The following is a 16,739-nucleotide window of genomic DNA, read 5'->3' as shown; positions in this document are numbered from 1 at the left end:
TTTCTTTTGCGTCAGCCGGTAAAAAACTGATGGTCACTGACGCTCCCCGTACCACTGGGCGCTTTTCAGCGAGCGCGTATAGGGCGATGGTAAATCGCCAACGAACGTCCGGAATTACACCGCGGACGCAACCACTCTAGACGGCCTAAGCGACGGGATTCCACTTCCACCAAGATTCCTCGTAGTCCACCCTGTAAATCGGGATATGATCGCGCTCAACGACTCAGACCCACATGACTTATGGCCATCGATCTTCAAGCGCTCTACCCCAAACTGATCCACTTAATGTTGGATACTGTTTTTGTGGTTGATGAAAGCGACCACATTGTTTTTGTGAGTGATGCCTGTAAGGCCCTATTGGGCTACCTTCCTGATGAGCTGATTGGCACCAGTATCACCAGCTATATGCATCCTGAAGATTTGGATGCGACGCGAGCTTCGATTTCCCGGGTCATGAATGGCCAACCTCATTTCGATTTCCGGAACCGTTACATCCGCAAGGATGGGGCAGTCGTGTACATCCTGTGGGCTGCATTCTGGTCGGAGGAGGTCGGTGCCAGGATTGGGGTCGCTAGAAACGTTACAGCCTTAGCTAAAGCCGAGGAGGAGTTACGCTTCCTCGCTCATCACGACCCGCTGACGAAATTAACCAATCGGTCGCTCTTTAGTGATCGACTGATATCTGCACTGCAGACTGCGCAGCGCCATGGTAATGAGCTAGCTCTGCTTTTTTTGGATATAAATGATTTCAAGAGTATCAATGATGTCCATGGTCACGCAGCGGGAGATAGTGTTCTGTGCATTGTTGCCCAGCGTCTGAAAAGCTGTGTGCGTGAGACAGACACCGTGGCTCGCATTGGCGGCGATGAATTCACGGTGCTGCTAACAGACGTCCAGTCGAGGGACACGATTTCCGAAAAGCTAGAGCAGATTCACAACGTCATGGCTGAGCCACTCGGCCCTGAGTTCGGCACACTCAAGATGCCATTGTGCAGTATTGGCGTTGCCTATTATCCCGAGCACGGAAATGATGCCGATACACTGCTCACCCATTCGGATAGTGAAATGTACCGAATGAAGAGATATCGCTCCTTGGAGAGTTAAGCGTGGGGCTGAATGTAGCTGTCCGGTATGTCCAAACCCTTCAATTCCAGTGCAGAGCGTGGCGCCGCGTAACTCCATCTCTATAGCCTTATCGACGATCCATTCGCAGCGCCTACCGATGATTCAAGCTGCTCCAAGCAATCAAACCGAGGTAGGCGTCCAGCATGTTGTAAGTAAACGCATGCCACCAATTAGTGCATTGGCCCAGAGCGAAAATGGCGTTAGCATTCCCCCATTCGGCTTAAACAGCCTGTTTTTCAGATCAGGGTCGCATTGTGGAAAAGCTAAAACGCCTCGAAAGTGGAATCGAAGGGCTCGACGCTCTGCTCAAGGGCGGGCTGGTAGCGGGCTCTTCATACATAATCCAAGGGCGCCCAGGGTCTGGAAAAACGATCTTGGCCAACCAGCTTGGGTTCCATCACGCGCAAAAGGGTGGGCGGGTTCTAGTCGCAACGCTGCTGGCCGAGTCACACGATCGCCTTTTTCAATTTCTTTCGACTCTGAGCTTCTTCGACTCTTCCAAAGTCGGGGCTGAAATCCAGTTCGTCAGCGCATTCGATACTTTGGAAAACGAAGGTTTGGATGAAGTAGTGAAGCTGCTTCGGCGTGAGATAAGCCGTCAGAAAGCCACCGTGATGGTGGTCGACGGCTTGCTAAATGCGCGTTCAAAAGCTGATTCCCATATCGACACCAAGAAATTCATCTCTGAGTTGCAAGGGCACGCCGCGTTCGCTGGTTGCACGGTGCTGTTTCTAACCAGTTCTCGCCTTGACGATGGCAGTCCTGAGCACACGATGGTTGATGGCGTGATCGAGATGGGCGAAGAGTTGTATGGCACTCGCTCGGTGCGTCGAATTCAGCTGCGTAAAACTCGCGGCAGCGGAGCAATGACCGGCCTTCACGAGTGTGAAATTACCGACAATGGCCTGGTTGTTTATCCACGGCTCGAAAGTCTCTACAGCCATCCGTCCTCTCCCGACAGCGCCGACATGACGCGTATCGCCAGTGGCATTGAATCACTGGACGACATCTTGGGCGGAGGCCTGCACAGTTCCAGTGTGTCTCTGGTCATAGGCCCCTCCGGGATTGGTAAAACGACGCTGGGCCTCAAATTCCTGGCCGAGTCGACCGTGGAAGCGCCGGGTCTGCATTTCGGCTTCTACGAAAGTCCCCAACGGCTGCGACTCAAGGGCCAATCACTGGGCATCGATTTAAAAAGCATGGAAGACAGCGGCGCACTGACCATCGCATGGCAACCCACCACAGAGGGCCTCCTGGATGGTTTGGGCGCACGCCTACTGAATCTCGTTGAAGAAAAGGGCATCAAGCGCCTGTTTATCGATAGCCTGAGCGGTATGACGCGAGTCTCGACAAATCCGGCGCGGATTACTGATTTCTTCAGTGCACTGATGAACGAGCTGCGATCCAGAGGCGTTACCGTATTTGCCTCTTGGGAAATGCGCGATCTTTTCGGCTCCGAGGTCAGCGCGCCGAACTCGGACCTGTCCAGCATCGTCGACAATCTCATGCTCATGCGGTTCTCTGAGAATCAATCTGAACTTAGCAGGACGCTTTCCATTCTTAAAATACGAGACAGCTCCTACGATCCTTCGCGATTTGTGGTCGTGATCCGTAATCAAGATGTTTTCCTGGAAAAGGCTTCAAGACGTGAACCATCAGTTCCCGCTGAGTCATCGCCCGGTTCAATTTCTTAAGCTTTTGAGTGGGTTGAATTAACATGTCCACCATCCTGGTCGTCGACGACGAGTATTTGATCGCTGACATTCTCAGCTTTGCGCTAGAGGATGAGGGGTTCATGGTGGTGACGGCCAGCAACGGTCGAAAAGGGCTCGAGATACTGGATAGAGAGCGACCCGCCTTGATCATTACCGACTTCATGATGCCGGTCATGGACGGGCTGGAGTTCGCTACAGCCGTTCGAGCTCTCCCTTCAGCTAGTCAATTGCCGATCATCTTGATGAGCGGTGCTCAGGCACATATCGGTATGCAGAGATCAGATCTGTTTGATGCCGTACTGGCAAAACCATTCGACATCGACTTGATCATCGCCGAAGTTAAAAAGCTCTTGGCTGCTGATTAGTCAGCTGTCTCGAACATGCATACCTTCATGAGTCTCAAGCTTGGTTGCCTTCAGGTGGGTGGCAGCATCTTATTGACGTTGGTTCTGCTTGGTTTGGCCGCGATTCAGAGGCAACTCGGCGGCTCATCGCTGGCTATTGAGATGGCCGCCGAAGTAGGGCAGAGTCAGTAGCTAACTGGCCGAGAACAGGAGGTTACGGATGCCATTTACCCTGAAGGAACAGCAAGCCCTTTTGGCATTGAAGGGCGTAGGACCAACCGTTATCGCTCGCCTTGAACAGATGGGGTTTGACTCCCTGGCAATGCTCAGCAAAGCGGATGTTTGTGACATTTTGGCCCAGGCATCGGCTGCAGTGGGATCTACTTGTTGGAAGAACAGCCCCCAGGCTCGAGCCGCCATTAACGCTGCCATTGAGCTCGCAAAGAGCTCCACGCCAAGATTATCGGTGACAGAGTGACTTTTGGCTGTATGTGAACGGACTTGTTTTGCCGTTTTCTATGGCTCTTTAAATCGATGAAGCGTTTCGTTGTAATTCCGTCAACTGGGCTTTCAGATTCTCGACTTCAGCCTCCAACTCGCGGACACGCTCGCTCGCCTCGACCTGAACAGTAACGTCCTTCTGGATGCCGATGTAATAGGTGAGTTGATCTGCGTCGTTGAACACTGGGGTAATCGACAGCTCATTCCAGAAAGCACTGCCGTCTTGGCGATAGTTTCGAATGATTTGCCGGCAAGGCTGAAAGTTCTTTATTGCCTCGCGGATAGCCACAATGCCTGGTTGGTCTCGGTCATCGCCCTGCAGGAACCGGCAATCCTGATACAAGGTGTCATCAGAGCTGTAGCCCGTCAGGCGCTGGAAGGCTTGGTTGGCGTATATAAGAACGTTCTCATCACCTTCCTGCTCTGCCACAACGATGCCATCGTTGGATGCCTCGATCATCAGTTTCAGCAATTCTGCATTGATCATTTCCAGAGTCCCTGTGACTTTCACGCAAGTCTATACCAACCTTTGCGATCTGACTTTTAAAGGTGATTTGCGCCGGCAACGCTCCGAGCAGTAGCGGACTTCCTGCCAGCAGCGTGCCCACTTTTTCCTCCATGTGAAGGGAAGGCCGCAGGTCACGCAGGTTTTTACCGGTAGCTCACTCTTTTTCAAAATGACTCACCATCGTCTATCGAGCGAACAACATCTGATGGTACAGCCCAAAGATGCCTCGGTTCTTTTTCACTTTTATAGATAGCTCAGACCATATCTTTGCTGGAGCTGGAGCAGTTCTTCCGGAGTGGGCCTTTCGGGAGCCAGACGACGTATCAATTCACCGGCCTCCCTGAAAAAACCTTCTGCTCCTCCAGGAGTAAAGGTGGTGAGAAATCGACAGTCGCTGTCACCGTCGTTCTTAAAATACTGCTGTACGCCGCGCGGAGCAACGACGTAGCTGCCTTGCCCTGCCAAGTGAAAAACCTCGCCAATCTGCATGGTTAACTGTCCTTCGAGGATATAGTTATTTTCATCCTCACCCTCATGTATATGTCGCGGCACTTCACCTCCGGGTGGGAGTACGGTCTCCATAAGCGAATAGACTCCTCCCGTTTCGGTAGCAAACACCTTGATGTTCATGCGGGCGCCTGTAGGGTGCAAAACGTGATGCCCCTCATCAGAGCTGATCATGCGGGCTTTAATCGAATTACTACTCATACCTTCCTCCAGTGATTTCCGGGCAGATGGGGGATAGCCATCTCAAGCTTGTGGAGGATTTTATTGGGATCAGCCGTGGTAGGATTTGTATATCCGGTCAATTAATATGCAAAAAACGTCAAAATGGCAAAGCATCTACTTCTACCTTCCGGCGCGTCAGGAAAAATCGTAACTGCGATTAGTTTTACTGCCTTAAGTGAGGGACTCACGAGATCAAATACTCATCTTCATGAGCAAGGGCAACTGGTGTTGTCTATGCAAGGGGTTGTCGCGTGCGAGGTTGCTGATAACCATTGGATAGTGCCACCACATTGCGCTCTCTGGATTCCCGCCGGCGTCCCGCATCAGAGTCGCGCCTCTTCGAACGCCCACGGCTATTTCCTTTTCATCACACCCTCAGCATCCACTCTTCCAGACGAGTGCTGTACGTTGAGTATCAGTGCCATGTTGCGCGAAATGATTATTGAGCTATGCGAGGGTCGCAGCGACCGCACTACTCTCAGTAAAGATCTCATCACCCATTTACTGGTTGAAGAGTTGAGCGCTATGCCAAGGGTGAGCACACATTTTCCAATACCCGCAGATTCGAGGTTACAACGGGTAGCTGAAGCATTAATCCAGGCTCCTGATAGCAGAAGAACGCTAGAGCAATGGGCAAGTTTTGGCGGGATGAGCGAACGCACATTTTCACGACAGCTGTTCAAGGACACCGGGATGTCGTTCGGTAAATGGCGTCGACAGCTTCATCTGATGGTCGCGCTGAAGTTGTTGGCTGAGGGGAAGAGCGTCCAGCAAGTAGCAGGAGACCTAGGGTATGAGGCCGTAACGAGCTTCATCAGGATGTTCAAGCTGGCGCTCGGAACCACTCCCGCAAAATATGTTTCATTGCCTAGCGTTGGGTACAAAGGGCAATAGCCTGAAAACAGCATTCTGAAAGAAGGGGCGTGAATCAGATGCCCCAGCGCATCAATCTCTCAAGGTGGCAAGTGTGCTCATCCAAACGTTCATTGAGAATTTCAAAGCGTTGGTTCTCATAGAAGCGAATGCCAGGAGGATTCGCTGAATACACAGCCAGCTCAAGAGCCGACGTATATGTCTTGGCGTACGTGAGAAGCTGTGTACCTAGCTCTAGTCATCGCTTGCTGAGGTGCGATGCACTGAATACGGGAAAGCCTGGAGACCTAATGTCGATCCCCAGGCTATCGCTTCTTCGGGCAAAGGCTCACGATGCTTTTTTGAGCCTCGCTAAACCCTGCTTTATATGCCCGGCGTTCTCACCAATGGGCCCACAAAGCACCTCGGACGTTTTTCTTTCTCCTCTCCTTGGAATCATTTGAGCATATGTGTTGTGGCACGACCTAAGGTATCAAGCGCATCTCGCGTAGTTTGTCGAACACATCGAAAAATGCTTGATCACTCGCTTGGTAGGCAGTGAATGCCATTGCACGGCTTTTCGACATATCCGTGACAACTTCGATGGGTCGACCGAGGTCTGCATCGGTATGCCATGGGGACACCAGGCGACCAATATCCGACTCGTTCAAACCGTGTTCCGCGACTATTCGCGTCCATACGGCTTGGTCGTCAGCCATCTGCTTCTCAAGAGGTGACACTGAAGCGGGATAATCGGCAGCAGGCAAGTCGAAGTAGTCGGCAATTCGGCTCCACATCCACTTCCATCGAAACACATCGCCATTAGTGACGTTGAATGCCTGATTCGCCGCAGCCGGCGTGGTGGCCGCCCACAATTGTTGTTTCGCCAACTGCCGGGCGTCCGTCATATCGGTAAGGCTGTCCCATTGCACGCTTGATCCTGGAAACACAAAAGGGCGATTGGTTTGTTTGCAAATTGAGGCATAGACGGCGAGGGTGGTTGCCATATTCATCGCATTGCCTACAGCAACTCCAGTAACGGTATGCGGGCGATGAACGCTCCAGGTGAAGCCGTCCTTTTCAGCTGCGGCGAAAAGCTCATCCTCCTGGGCGTAATAGAAATTCTCGACATCCAGACGACCTTGCTCTTCGCGAAACGGTGTTTGCGGAAGGCTGCCTTTACCATAGGCTTCGAAAGGGCCGAGATAGTGTTTTAGCCCAGTTACCAGCGCTACGTGCTCAACGCTATTGGCTGGGCGAATGGCGGCGAGTACGTTGCGTACCATGGCGGCATTAACGCGAATGTTCTCGGCTTCTGTGGCTTGCCGTGACCATGTGGTAATGAACACATGAGTGGGTTTCAAATCCGCCAGCGCATGTTCCAACGAAGCGGGATCCTGAAGGTCTGCCGCGACAGGTATCACGCCTTGCACTTGTGACGGATGCCGCGACAGCGCGGCGACCTGCCACTTGTTATCGATGAGTAATTGAGTGATGGCGCTGCCGACGATGCCGCTGGCACCCACGACCAAAGCTGTATGGGTCATACGTTTCTCCTGGATTTAGGTTTGGGAGTCCGCCTGAGCAGCAGAGGTTCAACCTAAACCGGACTCGCATTGGCGTTCGTTGTGCGTGGCTTGATTCACAACAGCCGACTCACTGCTCCATCAAAAACCGCTCAATTTCCTCAACGGTACTGCGCGCCGTTCGGGTCACGCCGATCAGTGTCGCCGAAGCGGCGCCTGTCCAGTCGCCATAACCCACCAACCACAAACGCGGTTCCTGAATCGAATGCGCACCTTTTACGGCCACGCGCCCGTCGGCGGTACACACGCCCAGGGATTCCAAATAGCCGAGGGCAGGGCGGAAGCCGGTGCACCAGATCACTGCGTCGACTGGCGTTTGCGAGCCATCAGCCCACGTCACGCCGGTCTCGGTGAAACGCAGGAACGGCCGAACCGCGTGCAGCACGCCGCGCTCCCTAGCCTCGACGACTGGCGGCACCATCACGATATCGCCCAAGCCGCCAACCGGCTTTTCAATGACGATGCCGGCCAGCTGCGCTTTCAAGCGTTCGGTGGCGCGTTCGAAGAGCACCCGTCCATCAACGTCATCGGCAAGAAACTCTGGCGGCTGCGGAGTGACCCAGGTGGCATCGGCCACTTGCGAGACTTCAGCGAGGATCTGTGCGCCGGAGTTGCCACCGCCCACCACCAGGACTTTTTTCCCGGCAAACGGCTTGGCGTTAACGTAGTGGGCCGAATGCAATTGCTGGCCGGTAAAGGTTTCGCTGCCGGGGTAATGCGGCAGGTAGGGATGGCGCCAGGTGCCGGTCGCGCTGACCACGGTGCGGGCCAGCCAACTGCGGCCCTGGGCTTTTACGTGGAGGTGATTGCCCCGACGCTCAATAGCGTTGACCCAGTAGGGCCGATCGACAGGAAATTGGTAGCGTTGCTCATACTGGCGCAGGTAATCGAGTACGTTGTCGCGACTTGGGTAGCCGTCAGTGACCGGAGGCATCATCCAACCGGCGATGGAGCTCCAGGCCGACGGTGAAAACAGTCGCAGGGAATCCCAGCCATGCCGCCAGGCGCCACCCGGTCCCGCTTCGGCATCAATAATCACAAAGGAACGCCCGGTACGGCGCAGGAAGTAAGCCACGGCGAGTGCGGACTGGCCACCGCCAATAATCGCAACATCCACTTCGGCAGGCATGGGGAATCCTTGGGTCGGCGAAGGTCAGGTTAAGTTAATCCATTCGAAGCGGACGTTTGTTGATGTTGCTCAAGATACAACGCTGTCCGTTGGCGCTGTGAAGGCTATTGCCAGCGGCAACGCTGCGCCGACCACGAAACTGGCGGTCGAAGCGAGGGCAGCTTGTCGTCGATGTAACATATCTGACATAACGCATGATTTAACATAATATACATTACACGTAACAAGATATTGCGAGATTGACCCGGTTGCCCACAGGAATTAAACCTCCCGCGCTGCTTCTGACGCCGCTGTTCCTTGAGCCCGGTAACAGGACGTCGAAGTGACTTTGACACTAGGTTTGGAAGCAACCTGGATTAAGAGCTCATCCGCACAAATCTGACCATCACCGTCTGCTGATAAAAGACCAGCCGGCAAAACACTTCCTTGCGATGCTGTCTACTGTTTACTTGAGATCAAAGTCAGTTCCAAACCAAAAGTCTTCTGAATCTCAACCAGGCACTCATAGATATGATCATTGGCCGGTTGGCTGTAAGCCTACACCGTAAAAGCTCAAACAATTTTTGCGCTGACTCTGGAGACATTTTCTATAGCCTATTATCAGATCACGGAGTGTCATCTGCCGCGAAACTTTCAGACAAAAGGTCTTGCCGTTGCTTTGGAAGTAACTTTGATAAGCTGAACGCAAAGAAGCGAATCTGGTGGCAGCGCCACAGCTATGCCTCTCTAGAATGTACGGACTTATGGGCTAAGCAAGTTCTAATGCGCCTTTTTTCGCTCTCCAGTGAAGCGATCAGCCACCAGTTAGCTTGCTGGCTTTCCTAGCGTCTAGCTGGGCTCGGTTTAAGTCTCGAAGCGAATAGGGGGATACCGAGCCAAATTCATTCCGAGCCTTTAATATGGCGTCACTCGCTCGTAAATTGGTTTTAATGCCTGGTGGTAATATTTCCCACCTTCTCTCTTGATGACTATTTGCATAATAGCTCAACTAAAGAGTTATTTAGTTGAGCTGGTTTCTGTTGTATTCAGAGCGACAGCACTCTAATAGTTCTTCGACTCCAAAAGCGTAATTATTTCCCTAGGCGAAATATTATAGCTCGTCGCCAAACTGTCCAACTCCGCCAAAAACCGCACTGTATTGACAACATCTGAGAGTTCTAGCAACGCACAAGCAGCTTCGTAATCGGAAGCAATCTTCCTGTCTAACTCAAAAAGTCGAGCAATCAAATGTGCATTTGATTGGAAATTTTCGTCAAGTACGGCATGCGCCCGATCAGATTCGGATGTCCTCCCTCGCCCGCCTCTAGAACGATTCTTCATCTGGGTGGCCTATGAGAGGCATCCACTTCCTTAAGGCCTAAAATATGCTTCAGCTTGTAGGTAGTCTCGCAACTGAAAAGCTTACGATCAAGATCCCCCCGCAGCTCGAGCACTGCTATCACCTCAGCTGGCTGGAGGCTGAATTTCTGCATCAGCAGCTTAAGCTTCTCCATAAAATCTATCTCGCGCTGCGACTGCTGCTCTCTGCGAAGAGTGCTGATTTCCAGCTCTAGCTCGCTAATTCGTTTTTGAGCGAGGTAGATTGCATCGGATCGATGAGGGGCATTCATGAGGCTTCGCTCCGCATACCGTTGATGCTCAAGTTTAGCCCATCCAGGGCGACCGTTTGTCTGCTCAAAAAAAGCAGTGTTACCGAAGTCGTAAAGATCCCGTGGCGCTTAGAACGCCGTTATAACCAGATGATATGAAGCGCTTTCACGTGGTTGGGTGGCTTCCCGCGCTAGCTACGTCATCAATGTTTAGCATAAATTGACAGCGTTCGCACTGCATGAGCTAGGATCATCGCCAATAAACGAAAATCTTCCATTTCAACATTATTGCGCTCGTAACTGACAATACTCATAAAATAGTTCACTAATGAATGCCGTTTTGCGAAGCTGCCGCTAATAGCATGACAATGAACCCGTCGCATCACGCTCGGTGAAGTGCGTTTTCTGTCCGCGATCATGGAGCTAACAATGCGCGCATGATGAACGGCATTGCCGTTCCTACAGGACAGATACCATCAATAAATAGATTGTCGCAAGGAAATATATAGTGGCGGGTCGCCCTACTCCGATACTTACTTTCGGTGCAGCGTCAACCCACTTGCTTTGCGATTTCAAACACAAACGATATCTATCGCTCGACTATTAGTGGATTATAAGGGGGGGGTTAAACGGCGATTGAGAGTAACGATATGAAAATTTATAGGCTCTGCATAACTTCACTTCATCTGATATCCAGTCAGTTATGACGGTAATTCTGACCTAGTGAAGTCCGATGCCGTGCCATATCAACCTAACAAGCTTCTCGTTTAAGTTCTCCAGTCACCTTCGACATCCCATAATCGAGATTAAGCGTGCCCTCTCCAACCGGATGATTTGAACGGGACAACCGCGGGGCTGTTGACTTCGATAAAGCTTCAACTCTGCGACAGCTGGATGCCGCGCAAGCTTCTAATGCGGCACGTGCTGACGCGACTGGCTCGGACTTTGGTGATGATAGGAGAGCAGCACTGAGCCATTTCAGATGCTAGCATGTGGCACACTGCCAGCGGATCTGGTCGGGAAAACAATAAAATGAAGGGATGTCGGTATGATTAGGCGGTTCCGGCTGGAGCAGAAGTCTCATTACGAGAGGCTAGTGATAGCTCAGCGTTTGTCGGACATGCTGGTGAAGTTCCTTGATGGACGGCTCGCTCCAATCGCGATCGGAGCCGAACAGGGCGGTATCGAGGAGTGGGATGACGTCGTTATCCAGCATTCACAGGCCTCCTTTGAGCATCTGCAAGTCAAACGCCAAGCCAGTGATTTCTGCACCAAAGATCCTGATAAAGCCAAATACAAAGCCAAACAGGCAAAGAACGAATCTGCGAAAGCCACTCTGAAGGCCTTACCTGACCCCAACCCGCCCCCTTTGAATGCACCTCTCAAGCCTAAAAAGCCACCGAAGGAAGACTCCGTTCTGGATTCAGCGTTCGCTAGCCTCGCGAAGCATGCCAGCAAAGGCACTTTCGACGCCCTACCCGACCGCCAATTCAAGTTGACCCTCGTGGGCTCCAGCATGAAGGTAAAGGCTGATCTAACCGTTGACCATGTCGATGCCTTATGCAAACTGTGCCGCCAGGACGGGGTCAATCTCACTGAGCTAGCTAGCAGCACGGATGGCCCGACTGTTAAGGTCTATACATGGCTGACTACTTGGTGTGGCTTCAGGGATTGGGCTCAGATCAAGGACGTACTTTGTCGAGTCACCATAGTCTGCGTGGGCAATGACGCCACATTGGAGCAACGTTGCTCTGAAACTCTAGCTCGGCACTTCACCAATCCTGAGCGTGCGCTTAAACGGCTGTTAACGTACATCACCTGGGGCACCTCCCACGTTTCAACTTTGGGGTGCCATGCGGTATTGAAAGAGCTCAAAGACGAGCTTCGCCCAGATATCGAAACCTGGGCACAGTATCTTTTAGGCGAAGAAATTTTACCTGCCGGCAGGTCTTGGTCGTTCGCTGGTACCCACGATCTTGGTGGTGGAGCTTCCTGCTCTGCGCAGGGCGTTGTGGAACACATGTGGAGCAGCGACCCTGGGAACCGGAAGCTCAGGATCTACGCCCCGTACACGCCCTCTATCGGAGCAAATCTCACTCTCCCATCTGCGATACTGCGCATGGCTTTACACTTACCTAATGGCAGTCAGAGTTTAATGCTGGGCCTACCAGCGTGGCGCGGTAGTGTTGGCCATGAGGTCGGTCACACACTCGGCTCCGCAGAAAGCGACCTGAGCAACCTACCTTGGCTGGAGAACCCTGAGCGGCTCACGTGCGAGCTGGATCATGAATTCAAGACACAAGGAGCGGCCCGCGCTGAAGCTGAAGCGCTCGCAAGCGCCATGGACGAACTCGTGTGGCAACGTCTCATTCGAGGCGTTTCTGAAAAGCTTACTGCGATTACTGATCTGGCCCTCGCTGATGCGATGGAAGCGGTTTGGCTGGATTGGTTGGACGGATTCGCAAAGGATCCAATGAGCCGCCGCAAATTTCTGGAACAGCTTCTGTACCCGCCAACAGAAGGAAAAAATGCGAAGCATGCTCTTCGTCTCGGCCCCCGTACTGTAGACCTGCTGATCACTGCAGTGGAAATTCTTTTGTTGGTTTCGGTTGGGGTCGGTGGAAGTGGCACAGACTGGGAATCCTTCCCAAATTGTGGGGCGGTGCTGAGCATTGCACTTAAGTACTGGTCTGGGCCCGCCGGCAGCGCTCCGGAAGTTCGGGAGTTATCTGACGATCCTTTAATGACGGTTATCGGGCCTTCCCCTGCCCCGGTCGTAATCTTGTCAGGCGTGAGCGCTTCCCCTTCAGAATTATTGAACATAGGGATGGCTGACGACGCAGAGGCGGCTACCAGCATGGCCGCCGAGCGCCAGCCATACTTACTCGTCACCCGTTCTGGGGTGTTTAATCTTCTGCGTCGGGGGAATCTGGCCTCTGTGCGGCAACACTTCACTAAGCAATGGCAAGATCGACTACTCGCTCGCGAGTCAGCCATCGAGACGAACGCGAAAGGACTCTGAAATGCTAACAATACAGGAGATGGTTGCAGCCATCTCGAAGCGGGCCGAAGGTCGCTATGATGTTTCCTTGTCCGATAGTTTTGAACTGACGTTGCCGTCGATTGAGATCGACTCAACTACGGTGCAGCTCAAGCGGGTCAATCAAGAAGGTGCGGGCTGGCGAACCATTTTGATTGCAGCCTTTACTTACGATCAGGCAAAAATTCTAGATGCGTTTCGATGGGCCGCCGATGTCCGTGACATGCTTGCGGAGCCGCAAACAGCTGACCTCTATATGTTCATGCTTATCGAAGGCATCGCATCAGAGGACGCAGCTCGTCTCGAGACGGATGATCGCTTCTGCAGAAAGCTAGTGGTCAGAGAGCAGGAGGATGTCGGATCCTTTCTAGACCGTAGTTTCTTGGCGAGCCTTTCGCCCGCCGGCAGCTCAGAGAATATCAGTGATCCACTTCTAGCGTCGCTGGGGTCACTGGGCCTGTCGCATTCCTGGGTGTTGCCACACCTCGAAACGTGGCGAGAATTACTATTGTCTGGAAAATCCGGCGGTGATATCGCTGAAGCCCTTAAGGTTGACGCGTTTGGTGCAGAGGACTCCCAATGAAACAGCTGAAGTCCATTACTCTTTCCAACATCCGAAGGTTCGGCGCCGATACCACGATTGAGCTTAGCCGCGGCGCAACCATTCTCCTCGCGCCCAATGGCACCGGAAAGACGGCGATCTTCGAAGCCATAGAGTTCGGTCTCACTGGCAAGATATCGCGACTTGGCGACAATCTTTCCCCAATCATTCGAGACACTCAAACCATGGCTCGAGTGAGCCTAGATTTCGGTGATGTACAAGCTTCTGCTCAGGTCAGCAACATTGGTGACGTAAAAAGAACCGGCGACTTAAGCCCTCTTTTTCCAGACACAAACCCTGAGGACATTCCGTTTCTGCTCAGGCTTACCCACTTGTTGGATCAGCGTGAAGGGGAATGGCTGGTAAAAGCAGAACCAAAAATTGCAGGCTCGCAGTTGGCCCGGTTGCCAATTGGCAAGGATGGCACCCAGGTGAGTTCTGTACTCGGCGGCATTCGACGCGCGCTCACTGAGCAACTGAAACAAGCCAAAAGCTCACTAGAGACACTCGAAGCAGAATTTAGTGAATGGCAAAGCCTTACCCTTGAACGGGATCTTGCAGCTTCTCAGTCTCAAGGCGCGCTTCGTAGCAAAGAAAACATCGCTGAATCCATTTCAGATATCGCACGGCAGGCGAAGGCCTTGGAGCAGCTGCCCGCAGGCCTACTCGTGCCGCCACTGGGCCAAGACGGCTTGGAAACGGTGCACGACGCATTGGAGCAATTGGTACAAGCGAAACTTGACCGCCTTCGTGATCAGATCACGGCGCTGGCTGAGGTTGACGGGATAATCGGTCGATTCGTTTCTGAACAGGCACGCTCAGAGCATCTTGGTAACGATTTGATCGCTGCTAAACAGCAACTGGTGGAGAAGAAACAAGATCGCTCCCTAGTCGATACCAGTCATGAGCAGTTCTTAAAGGAGTTGGTCAGTGCGGAAGGTGAGCGTGATGCCATTGCTCAGCAGCTGAACCGGCACGTGAGCGAGAGTCAGGCCAAAGAAACGGTCGATCGGCGTAAGCAAGTATTGGAGACCGCCGACAAGACCTTGACCAGCGCTGAAACTCAGGTCTCCACATTGCGTACTGCACATGAGGGCAATCAGCAGCTCGGCGTCCAGCATGAGCTCATTAACAGACAGCGAAACGCTTTACTCCTTATAGATGCTGACCTTCTGATCGCTCGAGAACTCCTTGTGCGATGGGAGCGGACGCTCCAGAACGTTGCAGCGGTTACGGTTGCCATCAGAGGTGAAGAGGCGCAAGAGGATATCCTTCAAGAACAGCTTCGTAGTGCGGTCACGTCGCGGGTGGCCGCTGAGGCTGAGGAACTCGCTGCGAAGAGCCAGCACGAGGCTTTGAATTCGGCCGCTGATTCAATACGGCAAGCAGTTGCGTCCATCGCAGCCCATTTGCCCGCCGAGCGTGGAGATTGTCCCCTTTGTGGCGAAGAGCACGGTGCAATAATCCTTCATCAGCGTGTTGCCAAGGCATTGGAGGCGATAGACCCTAGTGTCGTCGAGGCTGAAAGACGACTCAAGAATGCCACCGATGCATTGCGTGAATGCACAGAGGCGGTAGCCAACGCCGAAGCAGAGCTGAAAACCTGCAAAAGCAAAATTGCTGAGCTGGAACACCAGCAGGCGGGTCTGCTGGCAGACGTCGACGATCTCAAGGGCAACGCTTTGCTCGGCGGAGATACAGTACCTCTTGCGAAAGAGTCAATCCGACTTCGCGAAGATGCAAATGTTTCAGCCAAGCTTCAACTCGACCAGAAGCAGAGCAATCTTGCGCCCGCCCCTGCTATGGAAGTTTTTGAGCATACAAAGAGCGCCTACGATTCCGCCGTCCTTGCATTGGACGTAGCCCGAGAAGACCGATCAGAGGCTAGTAGTAGGCTCGAGCAAGCGACCGCGGCGTTGGCCGCAATTACAGCAGACGCCCCGCCAGCACAAACCTTGGAGGAACTGTCGCTTGCGCAAAACACAAATGCCAAGCACGTCGCAGACCTGAACGCCAAGGTGGCGGCCGAGCAGTCGACCTTGGATCGCCAGCAGGCGCCGCTGACTGAGTTGACAAATAAGGTATCTGAGCTGGAAACCCAGTTGTCCGACACTCAGGCTCGCCTCGCTACCGTACGAGCTTCCTGGCGCCAGCTGTCGTTCGCCGGCGATCCCCTTGCCGAGGTCGCGAGCAGCCAAGAGGCTCAGTTGCAGTCATCCGTAAGCGAGCTGACTCGACATTCGGAAACACTTCAAACGATCCAAATCGAGATCGGTGCTTGGAGCAAGTTGGAGCAGGCGCGCTTGGCTCAAGGTCTTTTGGATCGTCGCCGCGGCGAGCTCTCGGAAGTTGAGTTCAACACTAATCTTCGTCAGCGGGTGGAGAAAGAACAATCGGATCAGAAGCATCTGTCACTTCTTTCGGATGCGATGGATACTCTCAATCAGCACCTATCAACCGAAATCGCGAACGTCCAAAAACATGTCCTCGCGGTCGTGCCCCGGTGGCAGGCGCTCTTGAAGCGAGTGGTTAGGGAACCGCGATTTACCGGGACGAACCTTGATTTCCGCAGCCTCTATAGAAAGGAGCGTGCTGAAGTGTCGGTGCCGCTCCACGGTGAACTGGTTCCGGTACCAGCGATAGCCAGTGAAGCTCAACTGACGGATTTGCAACTGACTTTCCTGCTGTCAATGGCGCTGGATCATCAGTGGTCTTCCTGGCGCGGCCTGCTTCTGGATGACCCAACCCAGCATCATGACCTTGTGCATGCGGCGTCAGTCTTCGATGTGCTTCGTGACTACATCGTCGATCATGGCTTCCAGGTCGTGATTGCAACCCACGATGCCCTTCAAGCTCGTTACTTCATGCGCAAGCTGCAAAACGACGGTATCGAAGCTCGTATCTGGTCACTCGCACCAACGCCTGATGGCGTAACAGCCTCAGAAGGCTCATGGCCGGGTAGAAACCAATTGATAGTGAGCGAGTAGGTTAACCAGTAGGCCGGGCAGTCGATCATGCCG

General features: G+C 53.0%; 14 protein-coding genes and 2 pseudogenes. 9 read left to right on the top strand and 7 right to left on the bottom strand.

Features of this window, described 5'->3' with window-relative positions; translation table 11 throughout:
• Positions 1–240: 240 nt before the first annotated feature.
• On the top strand, positions 241–1,104 hold the full coding sequence (locus tag AB4P92_RS01440; protein ID WP_042559111.1) for a sensor domain-containing diguanylate cyclase: 864 nt from the start codon (positions 241–243) through the stop codon (positions 1,102–1,104).
• Positions 1,105–1,110: 6 nt separating this feature from the next.
• Here the strand turns inward: AB4P92_RS01440 and AB4P92_RS01435 are convergent.
• Positions 1,111–1,209 (bottom strand): annotated as a pseudogene (locus AB4P92_RS01435) (DUF190 domain-containing protein); the annotation flags it as partial.
• Between the two features lie 167 nt (positions 1,210–1,376).
• On the opposite strand from AB4P92_RS01435, the gene AB4P92_RS01430 reads away from it, so the two are divergent.
• From AB4P92_RS01430 to AB4P92_RS01420, 3 genes are all read left to right on the top strand, one after another.
• A complete protein-coding gene (locus AB4P92_RS01430) occupies positions 1,377–2,819 on the top strand; it encodes an ATPase domain-containing protein (protein WP_200614533.1) in 1,443 nt (480 codons plus the stop codon).
• 23 nt (positions 2,820–2,842) lie between these two features.
• The gene (locus AB4P92_RS01425) at positions 2,843–3,205 is read left to right on the top strand and encodes a response regulator (protein WP_042559113.1); all 363 of its coding nucleotides are present in this window, start codon (positions 2,843–2,845) and stop codon (positions 3,203–3,205) included.
• A gap of 199 nt (positions 3,206–3,404) precedes the next feature.
• Positions 3,405–3,662, top strand: coding sequence for a helix-hairpin-helix domain-containing protein (locus AB4P92_RS01420; protein WP_200614194.1), 258 nt, complete (start codon positions 3,405–3,407; stop codon positions 3,660–3,662).
• Positions 3,663–3,710: 48 nt separating this feature from the next.
• On the opposite strand, the gene AB4P92_RS01415 is transcribed toward AB4P92_RS01420, so the two are convergent.
• The 3 genes from AB4P92_RS01415 to AB4P92_RS01405 form a co-directional block, all read right to left on the bottom strand.
• Positions 3,711–4,172 (bottom strand): PAS domain-containing protein, encoded by a 462-nt coding sequence (locus tag AB4P92_RS01415; RefSeq protein WP_042559115.1) that lies wholly within the window; start codon positions 4,170–4,172, stop codon positions 3,711–3,713.
• A gap of 30 nt (positions 4,173–4,202) precedes the next feature.
• Positions 4,203–4,361 carry a DUF2256 domain-containing protein gene (locus AB4P92_RS01410; RefSeq protein WP_261735394.1) on the bottom strand — a complete coding sequence of 53 codons (159 nt, stop codon included), beginning with the start codon at positions 4,359–4,361 and terminating at the stop codon, positions 4,203–4,205.
• A gap of 75 nt (positions 4,362–4,436) precedes the next feature.
• Complete coding sequence (locus tag AB4P92_RS01405; protein ID WP_115148001.1) at positions 4,437–4,901, bottom strand: cupin domain-containing protein; 465 nt, start codon at positions 4,899–4,901, stop codon at positions 4,437–4,439.
• Positions 4,902–5,024: 123 nt separating this feature from the next.
• On the opposite strand from AB4P92_RS01405, the pseudogene AB4P92_RS01400 reads away from it, so the two are divergent.
• Together AB4P92_RS01400 and AB4P92_RS01395 are read left to right on the top strand one after the other, a co-directional pair.
• A pseudogene (locus AB4P92_RS01400) lies at positions 5,025–5,330 on the top strand (AraC family ligand binding domain-containing protein); the annotation flags it as partial.
• Positions 5,331–5,816, top strand: a complete 486-nt coding sequence (locus AB4P92_RS01395) for a helix-turn-helix domain-containing protein (RefSeq protein WP_228732720.1) — start codon at positions 5,331–5,333, stop codon at positions 5,814–5,816.
• A gap of 443 nt (positions 5,817–6,259) precedes the next feature.
• On the opposite strand, the gene AB4P92_RS01390 is transcribed toward AB4P92_RS01395, so the two are convergent.
• From AB4P92_RS01390 to AB4P92_RS01380, 3 genes are all read right to left on the bottom strand, one after another.
• Positions 6,260–7,321, bottom strand: coding sequence for an SDR family oxidoreductase (locus AB4P92_RS01390; protein ID WP_395598699.1), 1,062 nt, complete (start codon positions 7,319–7,321; stop codon positions 6,260–6,262).
• 109 nt (positions 7,322–7,430) lie between these two features.
• A complete protein-coding gene (locus tag AB4P92_RS01385) occupies positions 7,431–8,489 on the bottom strand; it encodes an ArsO family NAD(P)H-dependent flavin-containing monooxygenase (RefSeq protein WP_395598698.1) in 1,059 nt (352 codons plus the stop codon).
• Between the two features lie 1,316 nt (positions 8,490–9,805).
• Positions 9,806–10,099 carry a hypothetical protein gene (locus AB4P92_RS01380; RefSeq protein WP_200645882.1) on the bottom strand — a complete coding sequence of 98 codons (294 nt, stop codon included), beginning with the start codon at positions 10,097–10,099 and terminating at the stop codon, positions 9,806–9,808.
• Positions 10,100–11,126: 1,027 nt separating this feature from the next.
• On the opposite strand from AB4P92_RS01380, the gene AB4P92_RS01375 reads away from it, so the two are divergent.
• From AB4P92_RS01375 to AB4P92_RS01365, 3 genes are read left to right on the top strand one after another with little or no spacing between them, the layout of a single operon-like run.
• Positions 11,127–13,100 carry an ABC-three component system protein gene (locus tag AB4P92_RS01375; protein ID WP_200645881.1) on the top strand — a complete coding sequence of 658 codons (1,974 nt, stop codon included), beginning with the start codon at positions 11,127–11,129 and terminating at the stop codon, positions 13,098–13,100.
• A gap of 1 nt (position 13,101) precedes the next feature.
• The gene (locus tag AB4P92_RS01370; protein ID WP_200645880.1) at positions 13,102–13,701 is read left to right on the top strand and encodes an ABC-three component system middle component 1; all 600 of its coding nucleotides are present in this window, start codon (positions 13,102–13,104) and stop codon (positions 13,699–13,701) included.
• Positions 13,698–16,706 carry an AAA family ATPase gene (locus AB4P92_RS01365; RefSeq protein ID WP_200645879.1) on the top strand — a complete coding sequence of 1,003 codons (3,009 nt, stop codon included), beginning with the start codon at positions 13,698–13,700 and terminating at the stop codon, positions 16,704–16,706. Before AB4P92_RS01370 ends, AB4P92_RS01365 begins: the two co-directional genes overlap by 4 nt.
• The last annotated feature ends 33 nt before the right edge of the window (positions 16,707–16,739 follow it).

The sequence above is a fragment of the Pseudomonas sp. A0308 genome (assembly GCF_044218815.1).
Lineage (GTDB): Bacteria > Pseudomonadota > Gammaproteobacteria > Pseudomonadales > Pseudomonadaceae > Aquipseudomonas > Aquipseudomonas iridis.
The sequence above is the reverse complement of the archived record's forward strand: the minus strand, read 5'-3'. Positions and strand labels throughout refer to the sequence as shown.